Genomic DNA, 20273 nt, shown 5'->3' with positions numbered 1-20273 from the left:
ACCGGTGCGACCCTGCCTCACGCGGCCTTCGACGAAGCTCCCGCTTGCCTATTGACGATAGACAGTTTTTCCCCGCAGGGCCTGAAGAAAAGCCCCTGGCGGGGCCTGTGCGGGTATTCCCCCGGCGCCGATTGCCGGCGCCGGGGCATCCTGGAGCGGCGCGTCAGCCAATGCCGCCGGGCACCACCGGCAGTTGCTCCACCCGGTGATAGAGGGCCAGGCCCAGGCGCTGGCCAATCTCGACCATGGCATCGCAGCCCGCCGACGGCCCGCCGATGCGCAGCACCGCATCGCAGCGTTCCAGCAGGCGCTCGGCGTAGGCATGAAAGCGCTGGTTGTAGATCTCGTCGCCCACCGCCCGGGAACCCGCCAGCCGGGTCATGGGCAACGCCACCCATTCCCCCAGTACCGGAAAGTGCCCCGCCGCCAGGACCTGCGCCGCGCAGTGCTCCATGGCCTCGACATTGCGCGCCAGCAGCGCCGGGTCATCGTCGGTACCAGAGCGATAAGGGCCGGCCACCAGCACCATCAGGCTGCGGGGCTTGAGCACATGCAGTTGCAGGTATTGCAGGAGCATGATGGTCTTGCCGTCGGCGATCTCCCCGCTCTTGATCATGCCCAGGGCCTGGTCGATATCCAGTTCCAGGACCTCGATGTCCTCGCCCTCGTGCTCCAGCCCGCCGCCTGCGTCGATCCGGTCTTCGGCCTGGTAATGGCCAATGAAGAAATGCACCCGCTCGGTCACCGAACCCGGGCTCATGAAGGCATCGAAGACCTTCTGCACCTCGCCGACCCGGTAGCCGGTTTCCTCCTGGGCTTCCTGGCGGATGCGCACCTCGGGGCTGGCGTTGTCCAGGAGCCCGGCAGCGGTCTCGATCAGGTAGCCGCTGTGGCCGTTGACGAAGGCCGGCATGCGGAACTGCCGGGTCAGCAGCACCGTGCGCCGTTGCAGGTTGTACAGCAGGATGGTTGCGCCATTGCCCCGGTCGTAGACCTCGCGGTCCTGGGCCTGCCAGCTGCCGTCGCGGCGGCGCAGCTCGAAGCTGTACTTCTTCAGCACGTACCAGTTGTCGGAGAGGGTCTGTTCGGCGGTGATGCGGATGGTTTCTTCGCTCATGGCTGCTCCTGGGCGTGAAGGGGTGCGGGGCGAAACCCGGCCAGTTGTTCCAGCAATTGCGCCTGGTAGGCCGGGGCCAGGGCGAACCCGCCCGCCGCCTGCCGCAGCTGGCCGCCTGCCAGGCGGTTATGGAACCAGTCGCGGATGAAGTCCGGGGCGTAGCCGCCGGTGCCGAAGCCCCTGGCGAAGGCGATCATGTCCTGATAGACCAGCAGGTACGCCTCTTTGTCGGGGACCGGGTAGCGATTCTGGTACAGCCAGAACTGCAGGTCATAGAGCAGTTGCGACAGTGGATCGGCATGCAGGGCGAAGTAGCGCTTCTCATGGACGATGCGCAAGGCGATCTGGCGGATCAGCGGCCCCAGGTCGGGGACTGCGCTGAAATGGCCGAGCAGTTCCTCCAGCAGGAGCGAGAACGGCGCGTGGGCGACCTTGTCCAGATCATCCAGGTAATCCTGTTCCGAGGTGTCGTAGACCTCGGGCGACACCAGCCCGCGGACAAAGGCCTCGAAATCCGCTGCCAGCACTGTCACCGCGTAGTCGGCCTCCTGGTCCACATGCACCACCCGCGGCTCGCCCTCGGGCCCGCACTCGCTGTAGTCCAGGGCAACCATGTCATGGCCGGCGGAGGGGCAATCGCAGATGTACACCCCCAGGTCCGGGTAGCCCCACTCCTCGATCATGAAACGGCTGCCCAGGCCACCGCCCAGGGAATAGTCGCCATCGCAGCCGATGCTCAGAAAGCTGTCGATCGCGCAGTGGTCCTCGGCCCAGGAGGTGCCCTGCTCGGTGGGGAAACAGCTGAGGTGCGGGCGCCCGCCGTTGTAGCGGTTCATGAAGGCCACGTAGGACAGCGGCAGGCGATAGCCCAGTTGCGCCTGCAACTGGGCTATGACGGCAGGGCTGGCGGGGGGCTGGTTGATCTTGCTGCTGGTGGCCCGGTCCCAGAACGCGTCCAGGTCGATATCGTGGGGAAATTCGCTCATCCGATGCATCCGTTGCGGTTGAAGGTCGGCCGGTGCCGAAAGCTGCACAGGCTACCGCAAACGGCCCTCAGAACCACCAGCGCAGGAGGAAAAAGAACCCCATGCTCAACAGCATGCTGAGCAGGGTGTTGCGGGTGTAGATCACCAGCGCAATGGCCACCAGGGAGCTGAGCAGGTAGGGGTTGCTCCAGTGCAGGTTCAGCTCGTGGTCGGGCATGAACACGATGGGGCCGCAGATCGCCGTGAGCATGCCCGGCACCGCAAAACCGAGGAACTGCCGGGCATTGCTGCTCAAGCGCAACGGCAGGCGCGGTTCGAGAAACACGTAGCGATTGAGAAAGACCAACAGGCCCATGCCGAAGATGACTGCCCAGACCATCATGCTTGCCCCCGATAGAGTTTGTTGCAGACAAAACCTGCGGTCATGCCCGCCAGCCCCGACAGCACCAGCGCCGATCCCCAGTGCCAGTAGCTGAACAGCACCGAGCAGAACAGCGATACGGCAACGCAGACCACGGTGGGCACATTGCGCACCAGTGGCGTGATCAGGGCGATGAAGGTGGCGGCGATGGAGAAGTCCAGGCCCAGGTGCTCAAGGCCAGGAATGCTTTTGCCCAGCACGATGCCCAGCAGGGTGAAGAGGTTCCAGGCCACATAGAAAGTCAGACCCACGCCCAGGGCGTACCAGCGGTCGAACTGCTGCTTGTCGTGGGCGCTGGTCAAGGCGAACAGCTCGTCGGTGAGCAGAAAGCCCAGGCCCACCCGCCAGCGGCCCGGCAAGGGTGAAATCACCGAGCGCATGCTCATGCCGTAGAGCAAATGCTGGGACGTGAGCAGCAAGGTGGTGAGCAGGATCGAGAAGATCCCCGCCCCGCCCTTGAGCATGCCGATGGCCACCAATTGCGCGGCCCCGGCGAAAACGATGCTCGACAGGCCCTGGCCCTGCAGCGGCGTGAGATTGGCCTCGATGGCCATGGAACCGGCCAGCAGCCCCCAGGGCGCGGTGGCCAGGGACAGCGGCATGATGGCGATGGCGCCACGGATGAACGCGGCACGGGGTAAGAGAACGCTGGACATAAAACCCTGCACACAAGTAACGGACGCTGACTGTGCCATCTGCCGGCGCCCCTGGCTTGAACGATCTTGCGCAATTGCTCCGCCCCGCCCTCGTAGGAGCTGGCTTGCCAGCGAAGGCGTCTCCAAGACCAGCACAAGACCTGCGGGCCTCTTCGCCAGCAAGCCGGCTCCTACGGGAAATAGAGGGGCGCAAACGACAGCGCCCCTCACGAGGGAGGGGCGCTGGCTGATGCTACGAGCGGATTACAGCTGGATCAGGTTGCTGATCTTCACGTCCGGATCGACGTCGGCTTCGTAGTCGACACCTTCGATCTCGAAACCGAACAGGCGCAGGAACTCTTGCTTGTAACCGACGAAATCGGTCATCTCGTAGAGGTTCTCGCTGGTCACTTGGTCCCACAGCTGCTTGACCCGGTCCTGGACCTGCGGTTGCAGTTCCTTGTAGTCGGCACGCAGGCGGCCTTCCTGGTCGATCACCGGCTCGCTGTTGTACAGGCTGTCCTTGTACAGGCCGTAGACCTGTTCGATGCAACCTTCGTGGCTGCCCTGCTCCTTCATCACCTTGAACAGCAGCGACAGGTACAGCGGCATGATCGGGATCGCCGAGCTGGCCTGGGTCACCACGGCCTTGAGCACCGACACCCGAGCGTCGCCGCCCAGGCCGGCCAGTTGCTGGCGCATGCCGATGACTTTCTGGTCCAGGTCCTTCTTGGCTTCGCCAATGGAACCGTTCCAGTAGATGTCGTGGGTCAGCTTCTCGCCCAGGTAGGTGAAGGCGGTGGTCTTGGCGCCTTCGGCCAGGACACCGGCTTCGTGCAGCGCGTCGATCCACATCTGCCAGTCTTCGCCGCCCATCACCGCCACGGTGCCGTCGATCTCTTCCTGGGTCGCCGGCTGCAGGGTGGTTTCCTTGACGATTTCCTTGTCGGTGTCGACACCGCGCAGGGTCACGGACTTGCCCAGTGGCTTGAGGGTCGAGCTCAGCACTTCACCGGTCTTGGGGTGGGTGCGGCGCGGTGCGGCCAGGCTGTAGACCACCAGGTCGATCTTGCCCAGGTCGCGCTTGATGGTCTCGATGGTCTCGGCCTTGACCGCATCGGAGAAGGCATCGCCGTTGATGCTCTTGGCGTACAGGCCCTTTTCTTCGGCGAACTTGTGGAACGCCGCGGTGTTGTACCAGCCGGCGGTGCCCAGCTTGCCGTCAACGCTGCCGCGCTCGAAGAACACCCCGAGGGTGTTGGCGCCACAGCCGAACGCTGCGGTGATCCGCGCTGCCAGGCCGTAGCCGGTGGAAGCGCCGAGTACCAGTACGTTCTTCGGCCCTGCGTCGATGGCGCCCTGCTGGGTGACGTAATCGATCTGTTGCTTGACGTTGGCTTCGCAACCCACCGGGTGGGTCGTCACACAGATAAAGCCGCGAACGCGGGGTTTGATGACCATACATACTCTCCCAATTTCAAAGTGCCAGGCGCCGATGACGGCGGCGGCAGTGTCACTTGCACTAGTCGTAGACGCTCATATTCGCTTCGCGTCACCAACCTGAGGAATTTGCCCGTCAGGCCCCGGTTCCAGGGGGCACGGCGGTGGTGTTGCGCGCCCGCCAAGCGCGATTGCGCACAGCCCGGGGCGAGACTCTAGCAGGTGCGCCGATGCTGTCGCCTGTCCGTCCGGCGAAATCTCTTGCGCGCCCTGCCCCTGGCCGCTCGCCGCGCCGGCTCAGGGCATCATGTCCAGCGGCAGCTGCTTGTCCTTGCTGCGCGCTTCATACCAGCTCTGCACCACATCCGGCAGGCTGTGCTTCCACTCAGGCTCGGTGGTGTAGTAACGCACCCGTACTTCATCCTTGGGCCCTGTCATCACCAGCAGCGCGACCCACAACTGGCCCTGGGTACCGCGCACGAAAATCGCCGCATTGGTGGTGGCCAGGCCCGGCAGCCACATATCGGTGACCTCGGCGCCCTTGAGTTCGGCCGAGGTATCCGCGGAGAACGACGAGCCACTGTCGAGCAGGGTCTGATAGTCCTTCTTCAGCAGTTTCCGGGCGCGCCGGTCTTCTTCCTCGGTGCGCACCAGCGCCGTGGACAGCAGGTCGTAATGGCTCTCCAGGGCTTGCTTGGAGGCCACATAGAGCCCGTCGTAATACACCCCTGAACCGGCGCCGCAGGCAAAGGAGTCGCCCTCCTGGCTCACCTGCAACAGGCCGTTGCGCTGCGTGAAGCGCAGGTTGCAGCCCTCGACGCTGTAGCTGGCCTCACCGCCCTTGATCTGCGCCTTGCCCGCGAGCGAGCCGGAGTTGGCGCCGCCCATGGCCGACAGATCGAAGCTCAGGCGATCCTCGCCAGTGCGCCGGATCACCAGATCACCGGCGTAGAACGGGCTGACCGAGACCCGCTGCCAGGTTCCCTGCCACTCGAACGGCACATTCACATAACGCAACGCGACCAGGCGGCTCAGGTATTTGCTGCGCAGGCAACCCAGGTCGGCTGCGCACTGATCCCGCTCCTTGAGCCATTCACGCTGGTCCAGGCGCAGCGCCTTGGGGTCCTTGGCCTTGGCCAGGGTCGCCTTCCAGGCCTTGCCCAGCTGGCTGTCCAGCGAGGCGGTATAGGGGTCGGCACACAGGGCCTTTTCACTGCTGCTGGCGGCCTTGGCGCAGTCGAAACTGCTGGCCTGCACGCCCTGGGAACAGGCCAGGACCGCGAACAGCAAGCCAGTGGCTCGCAAGGGACGAACAAGGGGAGCGAACATGGGTCGATTCCATTCTGAAAAGGCGGCGCAAGAATAACTGCAGTGGAGTATTTTCAGCGACATCCCGACGAAAAAAGCCCCCGGGCAACCCCCTCTGAAGCCTGGCACGGAGCCGGCAGCTTTTATCGCGACAGGCGGCAACCAGTCGTACTAAGCTCTGCGTTTTCAAACTCCAAGGGCACTGCATGAAATGGATGCTGCAGGCACTGTTGCCGCTATTGAGCCTTGCGGCCCACGCTGGCGAGTTGCGCATGCTGACCGACAACCACCCGCCGCTGCACTTCCAGCAGGGCGAGCGGATGGTGGGGTTTGGTGTCGATGTGGTGCAGGCCCTGGCGCAGCGCAGCGGCGACACGGTGAACGTGCAGCTGCGGCCGATGCTGCGGGCCCTGCGCGATGCCGGAAGCGATGACGACACGGCGGTGTTCACCATACTGCGCACCGCCGAGCGCGAGTCGCGCTACCAGTGGGTAGGCCCGTTGATGCGCACCGAAACCGCCCTCTATACCCGCAATGGCGACAGCACGCCGGTCACCGACCTGCACCAGACCCGGGGCCAGATTGCCGTGCCGCGCAAATGGCTGGTCTACAGCTACCTCAAGCAGCAGGGGCTGGACAACCTGTGGGGCGTCGACAGCCCGGAAATCATGATGCGCCTGCTGCAGGTCGGCCGCGTGCAATACGTGGTGGCCGACACCATGAGCGTGGGCACCTTCGCCGCCGAAGAGGGCCTGGCCCTCGACCAGTTGCGCTACCAGATGCCACTGATGCACCAGGACGCCTACATCGCCTTTTCGCCCAAGGTCGATGCGGCCCAGGTGGCCCGCTGGCAGCAGGCCCTGGACGGCATGAAGCGCGATGGCAGCCTGCAGCAGCTCAAGCAACGCTGGCATATTGACCTGGCCACGCCACAGGTAGATTGATTCACCCATGACCAGCCTTGCCCCCTGGAGCCCCATGCCCCATCAGTTGGCGCTCAGTTGCCCGCAGTGCGCAGGCCAGGCCTGCTTCGACTTCGTCGTGGCCAGGCCCATCGAACGCAAGGCCGATGTGCCGTTCTTCCAAGCCCACCCGCTGCTGGAGTACTGGAAAGAGCAGGACAACTGCGGCCACTATCACCACTACGCCCTGTACTTTCCCGGCCTGCATGGCGACCCGATGCAGAGCCTGGGTCCGTTGCCCGATGGCTACAGCCCCAGCCACTGGCAGCGTTCAGCCTACTGGTACCGCGATCACGGCCTGGACCTGGGGTCGGTACGCTGCGAGCACTGCCACTACGCGGCGCGCCACCATCTGAACTGGCCAGGCGAAGCCTATTTTTCCGTACTCTACAAAGGCCAGATGCTCTGGGCCTTCAACCGCGAATCGGCCCTGGCCCTGCATGATTACCTGGGTTCCGCGGAGCGCAATCCCGGTGGCTACCCCTGGCGCAGTTTCCTGCGGCACATCCCGGGGCCGTTCAAGAGCCGCAAGGCACGCCAGCCGCTGACCCGCTCGCTCAAGCGCCTGTTGACCCCGGGCTGAGGCCCCTGACCTGGAGTTCCCCTATGCCGACCTTTACCCCTGCCCGCCCTTTGTATCGCCTCAATTGCACCGGCTGCGGCTGGGACCTGGCAATACTCGGCCAGAACGATGCAACCGTGCGCAAATGCCCCTGGTGCGGCTGCAATGAATTCAGCGAGCAACAGCCGAACCGCAGCGGCGCCGGGCAGATCCTGGAATGCAGGCACCATGGCCCGGTGGTGGTGCAGGTGCTGGACGCCAACATCGACAGCCAGGACTTTCTCGACAATCTGTATTGCCCCTTCTGCCCCTGACCGATGGCCATGCTTTCCTGACTTGCACACGGCACTAAATCTCGTCCGCGGCGGCTACTTTCGCTACTATGGCCTGCCGATTCCTGCCTTTGCCGACCCGCCAGACCGGAGCTTCAATGCCTACCCCCAAGGACCCTGCCAGTGACAGCGGCGCACCGATGATTCCCGAACAGCGCCGCGAGCAGATCCTGCGCCAGTTGCGCAAGCACCAGGTGCTCAGCGTGCATCAGTTGATGGAGATGTTCGACTGCTCGCACATGACCGTGCGCCGGGATATCGCCCTGCTGGAGCAGGAAGGCCGCGCCCACTCGGTAACCGGCGGGGTGCGCATCGCCAGCCAGTTGCACAGCGAGCCCAGCCATCAGTCCAAGGCTGTGGTGGAGCTGCCGCAGAAGCAGGCCATGGCCAAGCTGGCGGCGAGCCTGCTGCACGCGGACATGACCGTGTACCTGGACGCCGGCACCAGCACCCTGGAAATCGTGCCCTACATCAAGGCGCTGTCGGGGATGACCGTGGTGACCAACGATTTCGGCGTGGCCCAGGCCCTGATGGACGCGCCCCAGGTGACGGTGATCCATACCGGCGGGCAATTGGACCACTCCAACCACTCCTGTGTCGGCGGGCTGGCGGTGGCCACCCTGCGCCAGGTGGTGACCGACGTGGCCTTTATCTCCACCAGTTCCTGGGACCTGCGCCGGGGCATCACCACGCCATCGGCGCTGAAGGTCGAGGTCAAGCAGGTGGCGATGCAGTCGGCGACCCAGGTGGTGCTGGTGGCCAGCAGCTCCAAGTACGGCACCTTCAGCATGTACAAGATCGCCGGGCTGGAACAGTTCGACATCATCATCAGCGACGCCGCACTGGCCCCTGCGGCGGCGGACGGGATCCGCAAGCACGGTGTGGAACTGCTGCTGCCGGCACAATCCTGAGCCAGCGATAGCCCCGGCCCACAGCAGCCCGTGGCGCAGGACTTGCTCCCGGGCGACGAAGAGACCGCAGTAGCCACTAGCGGTTTTTTTCAGTCTCGGCCATGAACTGCCCCAGTTCGCGGGCGTAGAACCGGGCCATGCCGGTGGTGCCGTGGCCACGGGTTTCGGCGCTGGCGGGAATCAGCAGCAGGCGGGCATTTTTCACCTGTTTGAGCGCCGCCTGCAGGGTGCCGGTTTCCGGCGGGTTGCGCTCGTCGTCCGCGGCGTTGATCACCAGCACCGGCGCCTGGATCCTGCCCAGACCCGGCATGGCGTTGTAGTCCGCCGAGGACTGCCACTGGTAGATGAAGTCATTGGCATCGGCGCCCTGGCTGGCCTTGAGGCGCTCCTGCACCAGCTGGTCAGCCTGGGCCCGGGTCGGCGCCAGGGCCTGATAGGCCAGGGTGCCGCCGCTGGTGCCGGTGGCGAACAGCGCGTTGGCCAGGCGCAGCGACGGCGGCTGTTGCCGGTAGTTGCCCTGCTCCCAGGCCGGGTCCTGCTTGATCGACTCCACCAGCAGGCGGCGCATCATCCAGTTGCGCGAAGACATTTCCCCCGGCTGGGAGGCCATGGGCACCAGGGCGTCCATCATCTGCGGCCACTTCTGGCCCCAGATCCAGGCCTGCATGCCGCCCATGGAATTGCCGATGATCAGCCGCAGGTGCTTGACCCCCAGCCCTTCGGTCAGCAGCCGGTACTGGGCCTGGACCATGTCCTCGTAGTTGTACTGGGGAAACCGCGCCCGCAGGCCGTCCGAAGGCTTGCTCGACTGGCCGACGCCGATGCCGTCGGTGGCGATGATGTAGTACTTGCTGGCATCCAGGGGTTGCCCGGGGCCGAACAGTTCACCGCCAAAATCCTTGCTCAACAGGTCGCTGGCCGGCCGATAGGTGCCATGCAGATAGAGGATCGCCGGGTGCTTGGGGTCCCCCAGGGTGATGTAGTGCAGCTTCAGGTTGGCCAGCTGCTCACCGTTGTGGAAGGTGAATTGCGGGGCCACCCAATCCCCCTCGGTGGCCGGCGGCAAGCTCGCGGCCGCGGCCAGGGACATACCGCCCAGGGACAAAATCAGGCCGAGCGCGGCCCGGCAGGCAAAACGCTGCATGGGAAAACTCCTGTGTTTATCGCTACGTATCATCTGTAGCCGCTGCCGCAGGCTGCGCAAGGCACCGCAGGGGCCTCGACGGCCGGGGAGTCGCTGCGAGCCTGCGCCTCGTTCGCAGCCTGCGGCAGCGGCTACATAAAGCGATGCGCGAAGGCCCCCAGGGCCTTGCGCGACGCTCCCCAGATACCTTTTGCTTCGCAACCTGCAGTGGCGGCTACACCGCCGAGCCTTAGCGCGCCTGCCAGTCCCGCAGCCATTGCAGGCCGACGGAGGTGTTGCCGCGCGGGCGGTATTCACAACCGACCCAGCCGTCGTAGCCAAGGTCGTCCATCAGCTGGAACAGGTAGGGATAGTTCAGTTCCCCCAGGTCCGGCTCGTGACGATCCGGTACCCCGGCGATCTGGATGTGGCCGATCCCGGCCAGGTCGCGGCGCAGTTTCACCGCCAGGTCGCCTTCGACGATCTGGCAGTGATAGCAGTCGAACTGCACCTTGAGGTTGGCCGCGCCGACTTCCTTGCAGATGGCCTGGGCCTGGTCCTGGCGGTTGAGGAAGAACCCCGGCATGTCCCGGGTGTTGATCGGCTCCAGCAGCACCGTGACCCCGACCTTGGCCGCCTGGGCCGTGGCGTGGGCCAGGTTCTCCAGGTAGACGCCGTGGTGCCGCGGGCGATCGTTCTCGGACGGCAACAGGCCGGCCATCACGTGGACCCGCGAGTTGCCCAGCACCGCGGCGTATTCCAGCGCCTTGTCGAAACCCTGGCGGAACTCCTGCTCGCGCCCGGGCAGGGAAACGATGCCCCGCTCCCCCGCCGCCCAGTCGCCGGGCGGAGCGTTGAACAAGGCCTGTTGCAGGCCGTGGTCGTCCAGGCGCTGTTTCAGCTCCTGGGGGCTGTAGTCGTAGGGAAACAGATACTCCACGGCCGTGAAGCCGTCGGCCGCCGCGGCAGCGAAACGTTCGAGAAAGTCATGTTCCGGGTAGAGCATGCTGAGGTTGGCAGCAAAACGAGGCATGGGAACTCCTGGGACAAAGGGTCAGACAAATGGCCAGATCAGCAGGGTAATACAGAACCCCAAGGTGCCGAGCAAGGTGGTGATCACGGTCCAGGTACGCAGGCCGTCCGCGACGTTGAGGCCGGCCAGCTTGGTGAAGATCCAGTACCCGGCGTCATTGATATGGGACATGGCCAGCCCGCCACCGCCCATGGCCAGGCACAGCAGGGCCATGTGGTTGGGGCTCAGGTTGAGGGTGGCGATCAGCGGCGCGATGATCCCGGCGGTGGTCACCAGGGCCACGGTGGTGGAGCCCTGCACCGCACGCAGCAGCATGGTCAGCAGAAAACCCAGGGCCAGCACCGGCAGCCCGGTGGTGCGCAGCAGGTCGGAGACCACCGCGCCGATCCCGGTATCCACCAGCACCTTGCCGAACACCCCGCCGGCCCCGGCGATCAGGATCACCATGGCCACCCCGGGCAGCGCCGAGCCGATCACGTCGGACACCTGGCTGCGGCTCCAGCCGCGGCGCGAGCCCAGCAGCCAGGCACACAGCAAGGTGTCCAGCAGCAGCGCCACCAGCGGCGCGCCAAGTACGGTCAGCACCCCGCGCAGGGTGGACTCCAGGGGCAGCAAGGAAGTAGCCAGGGTGCCCAGCAGGATCAGCACGATGGGCAGCAGGATCAGGCTGACGATCAGGCCGAACCCCGGTGGCGGAGCCGGCGGCAGTTTCGCCGCCAGGCTGCCGGTGGATTCTTCCAGGCCCATGTGCGCCACAGCGGCCACCGCCTGGGGGCTGGCAGGCTGCTCGGAACCGTTGTTCCAGGCGGCGAGGTCTTCATTGGTGACGTGCGGGCCGTAGACTTCGGCGCGGATGTCATCGGTCATCGGGTAGTTGCGCCGGGTCATGCGCCCCGCCACGCGGTAGCCCACGTAGCACAGCAGCGCGGTCAGCGGCAGGCCGAACATCAGCACCCGGCCCAGGTCCGCGCCCAGCTGGCTGGCCGCGGCCACCGCTCCAGGGTGCGGCGGCAGGAAGGCGTGCACGGTGAGGAGCGCGGCGCACATCGGCAAGGCGAACACCAGCAGCGGCTTGCGCGCACTGCGGGCCACGCCATAGGCCAGGGGCATGAGGATGATCACCCCGACCTCGAAGAACACCGGCACGCCGATGATGAATCCGGCCATGGTCAGTGCCAGGGGCGTGCGCCGGTTGCCGAAGCGCTCGATCAGGGTCTTGGCCAGCGCCTCGGCGCCGCCGGAAAGCTCGATGATACGGCCGATCATCGCGCCCAGGGCGATGATGATGGCGATGTGGCCGAGGGTCTTGCCCATGCCGCCCTCGATGGTGGCCACCAGCTCCGCCGGTTTCACCCCGGCCACCAGCGCCACCAGGATGCTTACCAGCATCAGCGCGACAAAGGGCTGGAACTTGTACTTGAGCACCAGGAACAGCAACAGGGCGATACCGGCCCCGGCGGTGATCATCAGAATCAGCGGGCTCATTGCACAAGCCCTCCACCCAGTGGCTGGCAGGGGGTGCTGGTGTTGCGGGAACCCGTAAAGCAAATGCAGTCATTCATCTCGGGAAATCCTGTTGTTATTGTTTTTCAACGGCAAGCCGCTCCCCGCGAAAGCCTCATGAAGGCTTCCGTGGACTGGCGTGCATGAAACGCTGGCAGTGTCGCGGGCTTACCAGGTGGCGCCGAAAGCGTCCCGCAGCTCATCCAGGGCGGCCTGATCCAGAGGTGCCGGGCGCGGCTGGCTCATCAGCCACAGGCGCGCGGTTTCCTCCAGTTCTTCCAGGGCGTAGCTGGCCTTGGACACACTGCTTTCCCAGACCACCGGGCCCAGGCGTTCGAGCATCACCCCACGCACCTGGTTGGCCAGTTGCGCCACCTGCTCGGCGACCTTGGGCGAACCCGGGCGCTGGTAGCCGATCAGCGGGATATGCCCGACCTTCATCACCTGGTACGGGGTCAGCGGCGGCAGGATGTCGTCCTCGCGCCAGACCCCGGCCAGGGTCAAGGCCACCAGGTGGGTGGAATGGGTATGCACCACCCCGCCCACCCCGGGATTGCGGTCATACACCTGGCGATGCAGGGCCAGGGTCTTGGACGGTTTGTCGCCGCTCACCCACTCCCCCGCCAGGTTGACCTTGGCGATGGCTGCAGGGTCGAGCCGGCCCAGGCAGATGTCGGTGGGGGTGATCAGCCAGCCATCATCGAGCCGCGCACTGATGTTGCCGGCGCTGCCCACGGTGTAGCCGCGCTGATAGAGGCTGCGGCCGACATCACAGATTTCTTCGCGCAGAGCGTTTTCCCGGCTCATGCCTGACCTCCCGCCAGTTGACCCAGGGCCTTGCTGAAAAAGTCGCGACCACCGAAGTTGCCGGACTTCAGCGCCAGGGCCAGGGGCTCGCCGCCACTGCTGACGGTGGCCGGGACCCCGGGATCGATCTGCGCACCGATCTGCAGCAGGCGCACGTCCAGGGCCTTGACCACGGCGCCGGAGGTTTCCCCGCCAGCCACCACAAAGCGCCGCACGCCGCTGTCGCGCAGGCCCCGGGCGATCTCGCCCAGTGCATTCTCCACCAGCGCTCCGGCACGTTCGGCACCGAGCTGACGCTGCACCGCCTTGACCTCTTCCGGCGTGCTGGTGGCGTAGATCAGCACCGTGCCCTGCTGCTCCCGGGCAAAGGCCAGGGCCTGTTCCACCACCGCCTCGCCGGCCGCCAGGGCCAGCGGGTCGATGCGCCAGGCCGGGCGCTCGGCTTCCAGCCAGGCATCGACCTGGGCATTGGTGGCCAGGGAGGCACTGCCGGCCAGCACCACTTCGCCACCGGCTACCTTGGGCAGGCTTGCAGCATCGAGGTCACGCAGCTTGCCGGCGCGACGGAAGTTTTCCGGCAGGCCCAGGGCCAGCCCGGAACCGCCAGTGAGCAGCGGCAGGTCGGCGCAGGCGGCGCCGAGGGTATAGAGGTCGGCATCGGACAGCGCGTCGGCAATCGCCAGGGCAACACCCTGCCCGCGCAGTTCGGCGATCCTGCTGCGCACCGCCTCCACGCCCTGGGCGATGCTGTCGTAGCGCAGCAGGCCTACCGGCAGCCGGGTCTGGGATTGCAGGACCCGCACCAGGTTGGCATCGGTCATCGGCGTCAGCGGGTGATGCTGCATGCCCGATTCGCTGAGCAACTGGTCCTGGACGAACAGGTGGCCACGGAAAATGGTCCGGCCGTTCTCCGGGAACGCCGGGCAGGCCAGGGTGAAATCGCTGCCCAGGGCCTCGAGCAAGGCCTCGCTGACCTGACCGATGTTGCCCGCCGCGGTGGAATCGAAGGTCGAGCAGTATTTGAAGAAGATCTGCTCGCAGCCCTGGTCCCGCAGCCATTGCAGGGCGGCCAGGGATTCGGCCACCGCTTCGCTGGCCGCAGTGGTACGCGACTTCAGCGCGATCACCACGGCGTCGGCGTCCAGCCCGGCAGCCACTTCAGCGCTGGGAATGCCGATGCTCTGCACAGTGCGCATGCCACCGCGAACCAGCATGTTGGCCAGGTCCGTGGCCCCGGTGAAATCGTCGGCGATGCAGCCCAGCAACGGACGTGGATTGGAAATCGTCATCACGGGTTCCTCACTCGGCATCGGGCTTGGCCACGGGCAGGTCGATGCCCGGGAAGATCTTGATCACCGCCGAGTCGTCCTCGCGGCCAAAACCGGCGCTGGAGGCCTGCATGAACATCTGGTGCGCGGTGGCCGACAGCGGCAGCGGGAATTTGCTGGCCCGGGCGGTATCCAGCACCAGCCCCAGGTCCTTGACGAAAATGTCCACCGCGGACAGCGGTGTGTAGTCGGCCTTGAGGATATGCGGAACGCGGTTCTCGAACATCCAGGAGTTGCCCGCGCTGTGGGTGATCACCTCGTACAGGGCATCGGCGTCCACCCCTTCGCGCAGCCCCAGGGCCATGGCTTCGGCGGATGCCGCGATATGCACCCCGGCCAGCAACTGGTTGATGATCTTGACCTTGGAGCCCAGGCCATGGGCATCCCCCAGGCGATAGACCTTGCCGGCCATGCCCCCCAGAATCGCCTCGGCCCTGGCGTAAGCGGTGGCCGGGCCGGAGGTCATCATGGTCATCTCGCCGGCGGCGGCCTTGGCCGCGCCCCCGGAGATCGGTGCATCCAGGTACAAAAGGCCCAGGGCCTCCAGGCGCTGGCCCAGGTCCACGGCGTAGGTCGGGGCCACGGTGGCGCAGCCGATCACCAGGCTGCCGGGACGCAGTGCCGCTGCCGCCCCGCCCTCACCGAACAGCACACTTTCGGTCTGCTCGGCATTGACCACCACGGTGACAATCACATCGCATTCACCGGCCAGTTGCGCCGCCGAGGCGCAAGCCACGCCGCCTTCGCTGGCGAACTGCTCGGTGACCGCAGCACGGACGTCACAGGCATGCACCTTGAAACCGCTGCGCAGCAACGACCGGGCGATGCCCAGGCCCATGGCGCCAAGACCGATGACACCGACATTGTTGTTATTCATGGGGGACTCCAGAAATAGACCAGGACTGTGCCGCGCCAGACAGGCGCCGGGCAAGAACCGGGCAGGACAGGGAAATCCGGATTGCAGGTCCGGCAAATGCAACACAGGCAGCAACAGGCGCAGCGCCAGACGGCAAGCCCGGAAGGTGCATGGCACCGTGGGCAGGTGCCGAGAGAGGCAGGAGCGAATCGATCATCATGGCCATCCTGTTGCTGTTGTTATCAGGTTGAGCTTTGGCTGTGAACGATCATCCACCAATGAACGGATTATGTGAAGAAGTTTTTCAATCTAACATTTTTTAACATCACCTTGAGCGCCCGGCCCCGGCCAGCCACTGGTCGGAAGCCGACGGCCGGTGCCCCGTGGGCTGCTACAACCCTTCACAGCCCTGATCTGGATCAGCATGGCCTGGGGTGACCTGGCCGAGGCTGAATGAACGAGGGCTGCTGACTGGCGGTAGCACCCTTCATCGCAACCCCGTTGACGCTCCCACTGGCGGAGAGCTCAATGGCCTGTCTGGTTATGCTTGGATAAGGATGATTCAACATGGCAAAGATTGAGGTTTTATCAGGTGATTTCCTGCAAGGCGCCGGCGAGTACCGGCACGGCACCTTCAGGCTCAAGACGGTATTCAACAGCAACGGCGTCGAGGTCAAGGCATCGGCCTTCAAGACGCTGGAGATCGCCAGCGAAAGCCCCATCACCAACAAGGACGCCCTGGGCTACGGCATTGCCGGCGCCATGCTGTTGGGCCCGGTGGGCGCCCTGGCCGGGTACCTGATGGCGGGTACGGAAAACGAAGTGACCTTCATCGGCACCCTCAAGGATGGCCGGCAGTTGATGGCGGCCACCGATAGCGCGACCTACAAGGATATCTCCCAGCACTTGCTGCACTGATAATCCTCGTCGCTATATTCAGTGCTCATGACATCCCCATCTGTCATGGGCACTTTCTTTATATGAAACTTATATATATCCGCCTCTCGCATCAGCTAATTCCCACCCTTAGCTGAACCTCACCTGAAACTTCGTAACTGACCAATGATTCAGGGCAATTTAACCTTGACTCCAGCACCCCTCCTGAGTAAATTGCGCGGGCCGGTAATTACGGCCCTTTGTTTAACTCACTAAAGAAGCCAATGGACACAGTATCTAGACGCTGTCTGGTCACTGCCGCTGCGCAGAGCCAGGCACTTAACCCTGAAAATGACGGGACTCGACTCCGCGGTCGGGTAAGCTGCGCTAGGGCTTGACGCTCCAACGTAACTTGCCTCCCCCGGAACCAGTCCGGTCGCGAGGCAAATGTTATGCACTTCACTTCCTCTGTAATGCCAGGCGTTCGCGCCTTCGCCGCCACCATGCGGGTCAAGCTGTGCCGTGAGCCCAAGGTTCTGGCGCGCTCGCCGTTTTCTCGTGCCGCCCCCACCCCCTCGACCGCCCTGCGAGCCAATTGGCGCGTCTGCCCGATGACCGGGCAGTTGCAGCAACGCTGGAGCTTCGACGATAGCCAGGACCCGCAGAGTCGGGGCGCTGCCCTGCTCCTGCAGCAGGCCGGACTGATCTTCGGCCTGTACCTCGGGGCACGCAGCTCAGCCTGAACCAGCGGTAACTTTCCGTTGTTTGCAAACGAACTTTAAAAGTTTAAGTTCGGCGGCGTGCTAGTGCCTGTCAGTTAATAAAGTTATTGGAGAAAGTTATGGAAGAGGCCAGTAGTAGGTTCGCTGCCCATACAACTTCATTGTTTGGGCAGCGAACGTTAAAACCTGAAAAACGCCAAGATCAAAATCGATCGCTAACCTGCGGCTCGACATGTTTTCGCTCGCCTTTAATTAGTTGAGTGTTGCTGTGTCGTGCCGCAAGCAGGCGGCAGGAGCACAGACCATGACTGTAAAAACCCCAACTTCCCGCAACACCAGCGCCACCAGTGACAGCAACAAGCTGTCGATGCGTGCCGCCCGCGAAGCCCAGAACGGCCTGGCCGTCACCCTGGCCAACGTCAACTCCACCACCGCCGGCCTCACTGAACTGGATGCCGAGGGCCGCCTGCAACGGGACGGCCACAACGAGGTCGCCCACGACCGTCCGCCACACGCTCTGGTGCAGTTGCTCCAGGCTTTCAACAACCCTTTCATCTATGTGCTGATGACCCTGACCGGTATCAGTTTCTTCACCGACTTCTGGCTGCCGCTGCAGGCCGGCGAAGAAACCGATCTCACCGGGGTCATCATCGTCCTGGTGATGGTGCTGGCCAGCGGCCTGATGCGTTTCTGGCAGGAACACCGCTCGGCCAAGGCCGCCGAAGCGCTCAAGGCCATGGTACGGACCACCGCCGCCGTACTGCGCCGCGAGCAGATGGGCATGCAGGCCCGGGTGCGTGAAGTGCCGATGCGCGACCTGGTGGTGGGCGACATCATCCAGCTGTCCGCCGGTGACATGATCCCTGCCGACATCCGCCTGATCGAATCCCGCGACCTGTTCATCAGCCAGGCGGTGCTCACCGGCGAAGCCTTGCCGGTTGAAAAGTACGACACCCTGGGCGCCGTCCAGGAAAAGTCCGCCACCGCCCAGGCCGCCGATCAGCAAGACCTGCTGGACCTGCCGAACATCTGCTTCATGGGCACCAACGTGGTCAGCGGCACGGCCACCGCCGTGGTCGTGGCCACCGGCTCGCGCACCTACTTCGGTTCCCTGGCCCGCTCCATCGTCGGCTCCCGCACCCAGACCGCCTTCGACCGCGGGGTCAACAGCGTCAGCTGGCTGCTGATCCGCTTCATGCTGGTGATGGTGCCCATCGTTCTGCTGATCAACGGATTCGCCAAGGGCGACTGGGCCGAAGCCTTCATGTTCGCCCTGGCAGTGGCCGTCGGCCTGACCCCGGAAATGCTGCCGATGATCGTCAGCGCCAACCTGGCCAAGGGCGCCTCGGCCATGGCCAAGCGCAAGGTGGTGGTCAAGCGCCTCAACGCGATCCAGAACTTCGGCGCCATGGACGTGCTCTGCACCGACAAGACCGGCACCCTGACCCAGGACCGGATCATCCTCGAACATCACGTCGACATCAGCGGCAGCCGCTGCGATGAAGTGCTGCAACTGGCCTGGCTCAACAGCTACCACCAGAGCGGCATGAAGAACCTGATGGACCGCGCAGTGGTCAGCTTCGCCGAGGAGAACCCGCACTTCACCCCGCCTGCCGCCTGGCGCAAGGTGGATGAGCTACCGTTCGACTTCGTCCGGCGGCGCCTGTCGGTCATCCTCGCCGATGCCCGCGGCCACCACCTGCTGGTGTGCAAGGGCGCGGTGGAGGAAATGCTGGAAACCGCCACTCGGGTCCGCAAGAACGGTGTCACCCAGACCATCGACGCCGCCCTGCGTGCCGAGTTGCTGCAACTGGCCGAAGACTATAACCGCGACGGTTTCCGCGTGCTGCTGGTGGGCACCCGTGACATCGCCCGGGACCAGATCAAGAACCAGTACAGCGCCAGCGACGAACGTGAGCTGGTGATCGAAGGCTTCCTGACCTTCCTCGATCCGCCGAAGGAAACCGCCGGCCCGGCGATTGCCGCCCTGCGCGACAACGGCGTCACCGTGAAGGTACTGACCGGTGACAACGCCATCGTCACCGCGAAGATCTGCCGCGAGGTCGGCCTGGAAGTCGGCGAGCCGCTGCTGGGTCGTGACATCGAGCGCATGGACGACGAAGTGCTGGGGCGCCTGGTGGAAGAGCGCACGGTATTTGCCAAGCTCACCCCGCTGCAGAAGTCCCGGGTGCTCAAGGCATTGCAGGCCAACGGCCACACCGTGGGCTTTCTCGGCGACGGCATCAACGACGCTCCGGCGCTGCGCGATGCCGACGTCGGCATCTCGGTGGACAGCGGCACCGACATCGCCAAGGAATCGGCGGACATCATCCTCCTGGAAAAGAGCCTGATGGTGTTGGAGGAAGGGGTGATCAAGGGTCGCGAGACCTTCGGCAACATCATGAAGTACCTGAACATGACCGCCAGCTCCAACTTCGGCAACGTGTTCTCGGTGCTGGTGGCCAGTGCCTTCATTCCGTTCCTGCCGATGCTGGCGATCCACCTGCTGCTGCAGAACCTGATGTACGACTTCTCCCAGCTGGCCCTGCCGTGGGACAAGATGGACAAGGAATACCTGAGCAAGCCACGCAAGTGGGACGCCAAGAACATCGGGCGCTTCATGCTGTGGATCGGGCCGACCTCGTCGATCTTCGACATCACCACCTTTGCCCTGATGTGGTACGTGTTTGCCGCCAACAGCGTGGAAATGGCCGCCCTGTTCCAGTCCGGCTGGTTCATCGAAGGCCTGCTCTCCCAGACCCTGGTGGTGCACATGCTGCGCACCCGCAAGATCCCGTTCATCCAGAGCACCGCGGCACTGCCGGTCATGCTCGCCACGGGCCTGGTGATGGCACTGGGTATCTATGTGCCCTTCTCGCCTCTGGGCAGCATGGTCGGCCTGGTGCCGCTGCCATGGGAATACTTCCCTTGGCTGGTGGGTACCCTGCTCAGCTACTGCGTGGTCGCCCAGACCATGAAGACCCTGTACATCCGCCGCTTCAAGCAGTGGTTCTAAGGGCCTGAGCCCGGTGCGACCGCCCCACGGCGGTCGCACCAGATACAGCAAACCAACGATGCCACCGTCGGCGCGGCCAGCGCCCTGTCGACGGCGACGCTGTTCGCCCGAAAGGAGCATCGCCATGTTTTTCAAACCTTTTTCGCTGTTGCAACGCGGCCTGAAGGCCTTGCTGGTCTGCGGCCTGTGCGCCTGCGCCAGGCTGCTCGCCCGCCTGAGCATCCGCCTCTATGTGCGGGGCCTGCTGAGCGCCGTTGAAATGCGTTTCCTGCTGGGGTTCAGCGCCGCCATCACCCGCGCCTCGCTGCGCCTGGCGATTGCCTGAAACCTGTCAC

20 protein-coding genes are annotated in these 20273 nt (G+C 64.7%); 8 read left to right on the top strand and 12 right to left on the bottom strand.

All coding sequences use genetic code 11. The annotated features are described in order from the left end of the window. Window positions 1–163: 163 nt before the first annotated feature. The 6 genes from nudK to ACUXVH_RS15295 all read right to left on the bottom strand — a co-directional run bounded on the left by nudK (window position 164) and on the right by ACUXVH_RS15295 (window position 5928). Window positions 164–1117: a GDP-mannose pyrophosphatase NudK gene (gene nudK, locus ACUXVH_RS15320; RefSeq protein ID WP_065364190.1), complete on the bottom strand. Its 954-nt coding sequence runs from the start codon at window positions 1115–1117 to the stop codon at window positions 164–166. Continuing rightward, entirely contained in the window at window positions 1114–2103 is a 990-nt protein-coding gene (locus ACUXVH_RS15315) for an SMI1/KNR4 family protein (RefSeq protein WP_445495287.1), read from the bottom strand. The genes nudK and ACUXVH_RS15315 overlap by 4 nt, the downstream gene beginning before the upstream one ends. Window positions 2104–2170: 67 nt before the next feature. After that, complete coding sequence (locus ACUXVH_RS15310; RefSeq protein ID WP_011061615.1) at window positions 2171–2482, bottom strand: AzlD domain-containing protein; 312 nt, start codon at window positions 2480–2482, stop codon at window positions 2171–2173. Continuing rightward, window positions 2482–3180: an AzlC family ABC transporter permease gene (locus ACUXVH_RS15305; protein ID WP_011061616.1), complete on the bottom strand. Its 699-nt coding sequence runs from the start codon at window positions 3178–3180 to the stop codon at window positions 2482–2484. The genes ACUXVH_RS15310 and ACUXVH_RS15305 overlap by 1 nt, the downstream gene beginning before the upstream one ends. Window positions 3181–3423: 243 nt before the next feature. Then, complete coding sequence (gene fabV, locus ACUXVH_RS15300; RefSeq protein ID WP_041118506.1) at window positions 3424–4620, bottom strand: enoyl-ACP reductase FabV; 1197 nt, start codon at window positions 4618–4620, stop codon at window positions 3424–3426. 276 nt (window positions 4621–4896) lie between these two features. Next, window positions 4897–5928, bottom strand: a complete 1032-nt coding sequence (locus ACUXVH_RS15295) for a lysozyme inhibitor LprI family protein (RefSeq protein ID WP_065364192.1) — start codon at window positions 5926–5928, stop codon at window positions 4897–4899. A 185-nt stretch (window positions 5929–6113) separates the two neighbouring features. Here ACUXVH_RS15295 and ACUXVH_RS15290 point away from each other — a divergent pair, with 185 nt between their 5' ends. The 4 genes from ACUXVH_RS15290 (at window position 6114) to ACUXVH_RS15275 (ending at window position 8674) form a co-directional block, all read left to right on the top strand. After that, the gene (locus ACUXVH_RS15290; RefSeq protein ID WP_065364193.1) at window positions 6114–6851 is read left to right on the top strand and encodes a substrate-binding periplasmic protein; all 738 of its coding nucleotides are present in this window, start codon (window positions 6114–6116) and stop codon (window positions 6849–6851) included. Window positions 6852–6858: 7 nt separating this feature from the next. Further along, window positions 6859–7452: a hypothetical protein gene (locus ACUXVH_RS15285; RefSeq protein ID WP_019095487.1), complete on the top strand. Its 594-nt coding sequence runs from the start codon at window positions 6859–6861 to the stop codon at window positions 7450–7452. A 23-nt stretch (window positions 7453–7475) separates the two neighbouring features. Next, window positions 7476–7745, top strand: coding sequence for a hypothetical protein (locus tag ACUXVH_RS15280; RefSeq protein ID WP_011061621.1), 270 nt, complete (start codon window positions 7476–7478; stop codon window positions 7743–7745). Window positions 7746–7861: 116 nt separating this feature from the next. After that, a complete protein-coding gene (locus tag ACUXVH_RS15275) occupies window positions 7862–8674 on the top strand; it encodes a DeoR/GlpR family DNA-binding transcription regulator (RefSeq protein WP_065364194.1) in 813 nt (270 codons plus the stop codon). A gap of 76 nt (window positions 8675–8750) precedes the next feature. Here ACUXVH_RS15275 and ACUXVH_RS15270 read toward each other — a convergent pair whose 3' ends face one another. The 6 genes from ACUXVH_RS15270 to ltnD all read right to left on the bottom strand — a co-directional run bounded on the left by ACUXVH_RS15270 (window position 8751) and on the right by ltnD (window position 15345). Then, entirely contained in the window at window positions 8751–9818 is a 1068-nt protein-coding gene (locus ACUXVH_RS15270) for an alpha/beta fold hydrolase (protein ID WP_053158897.1), read from the bottom strand. A 229-nt stretch (window positions 9819–10047) separates the two neighbouring features. Continuing rightward, on the bottom strand, window positions 10048–10830 hold the full coding sequence (gene otnI / locus ACUXVH_RS15265) for a 2-oxo-tetronate isomerase (RefSeq protein WP_019095484.1): 783 nt from the start codon (window positions 10828–10830) through the stop codon (window positions 10048–10050). 21 nt (window positions 10831–10851) lie between these two features. After that, window positions 10852–12315, bottom strand: coding sequence for a GntP family transporter (locus tag ACUXVH_RS15260; RefSeq protein WP_011061625.1), 1464 nt, complete (start codon window positions 12313–12315; stop codon window positions 10852–10854). Window positions 12316–12501: 186 nt separating this feature from the next. Next, on the bottom strand, window positions 12502–13140 hold the full coding sequence (gene otnC, locus ACUXVH_RS15255) for a 3-oxo-tetronate 4-phosphate decarboxylase (protein ID WP_011061626.1): 639 nt from the start codon (window positions 13138–13140) through the stop codon (window positions 12502–12504). Further along, entirely contained in the window at window positions 13137–14429 is a 1293-nt protein-coding gene (gene otnK / locus ACUXVH_RS15250) for a 3-oxo-tetronate kinase (protein WP_011061627.1), read from the bottom strand. Before otnK ends, otnC begins: the two co-directional genes overlap by 4 nt. A gap of 10 nt (window positions 14430–14439) precedes the next feature. Beyond that, window positions 14440–15345: an L-threonate dehydrogenase gene (ltnD, locus tag ACUXVH_RS15245; protein ID WP_011061628.1), complete on the bottom strand. Its 906-nt coding sequence runs from the start codon at window positions 15343–15345 to the stop codon at window positions 14440–14442. 546 nt (window positions 15346–15891) lie between these two features. On the opposite strand from ltnD, the gene ACUXVH_RS15240 reads away from it, so the two are divergent. The 4 genes from ACUXVH_RS15240 (at window position 15892) to ACUXVH_RS15225 (ending at window position 20263) form a co-directional block, all read left to right on the top strand. Then, window positions 15892–16242: a hypothetical protein gene (locus ACUXVH_RS15240; RefSeq protein WP_011061629.1), complete on the top strand. Its 351-nt coding sequence runs from the start codon at window positions 15892–15894 to the stop codon at window positions 16240–16242. A 410-nt stretch (window positions 16243–16652) separates the two neighbouring features. Beyond that, window positions 16653–16943 carry a hypothetical protein gene (locus ACUXVH_RS15235; protein WP_011061630.1) on the top strand — a complete coding sequence of 97 codons (291 nt, stop codon included), beginning with the start codon at window positions 16653–16655 and terminating at the stop codon, window positions 16941–16943. A gap of 283 nt (window positions 16944–17226) precedes the next feature. Next, complete coding sequence (gene mgtA / locus ACUXVH_RS15230) at window positions 17227–19938, top strand: magnesium-translocating P-type ATPase (protein ID WP_047287087.1); 2712 nt, start codon at window positions 17227–17229, stop codon at window positions 19936–19938. Between the two features lie 124 nt (window positions 19939–20062). After that, window positions 20063–20263, top strand: a complete 201-nt coding sequence (locus tag ACUXVH_RS15225) for a hypothetical protein (protein WP_019095481.1) — start codon at window positions 20063–20065, stop codon at window positions 20261–20263. Window positions 20264–20273 lie beyond the last annotated feature (10 nt).

The sequence above is a fragment of the Pseudomonas sp. 8(2025) genome, assembly GCF_052665325.1.
The sequence above is the reverse complement of the archived record's forward strand: the minus strand, read 5'-3'. Positions and strand labels throughout refer to the sequence as shown.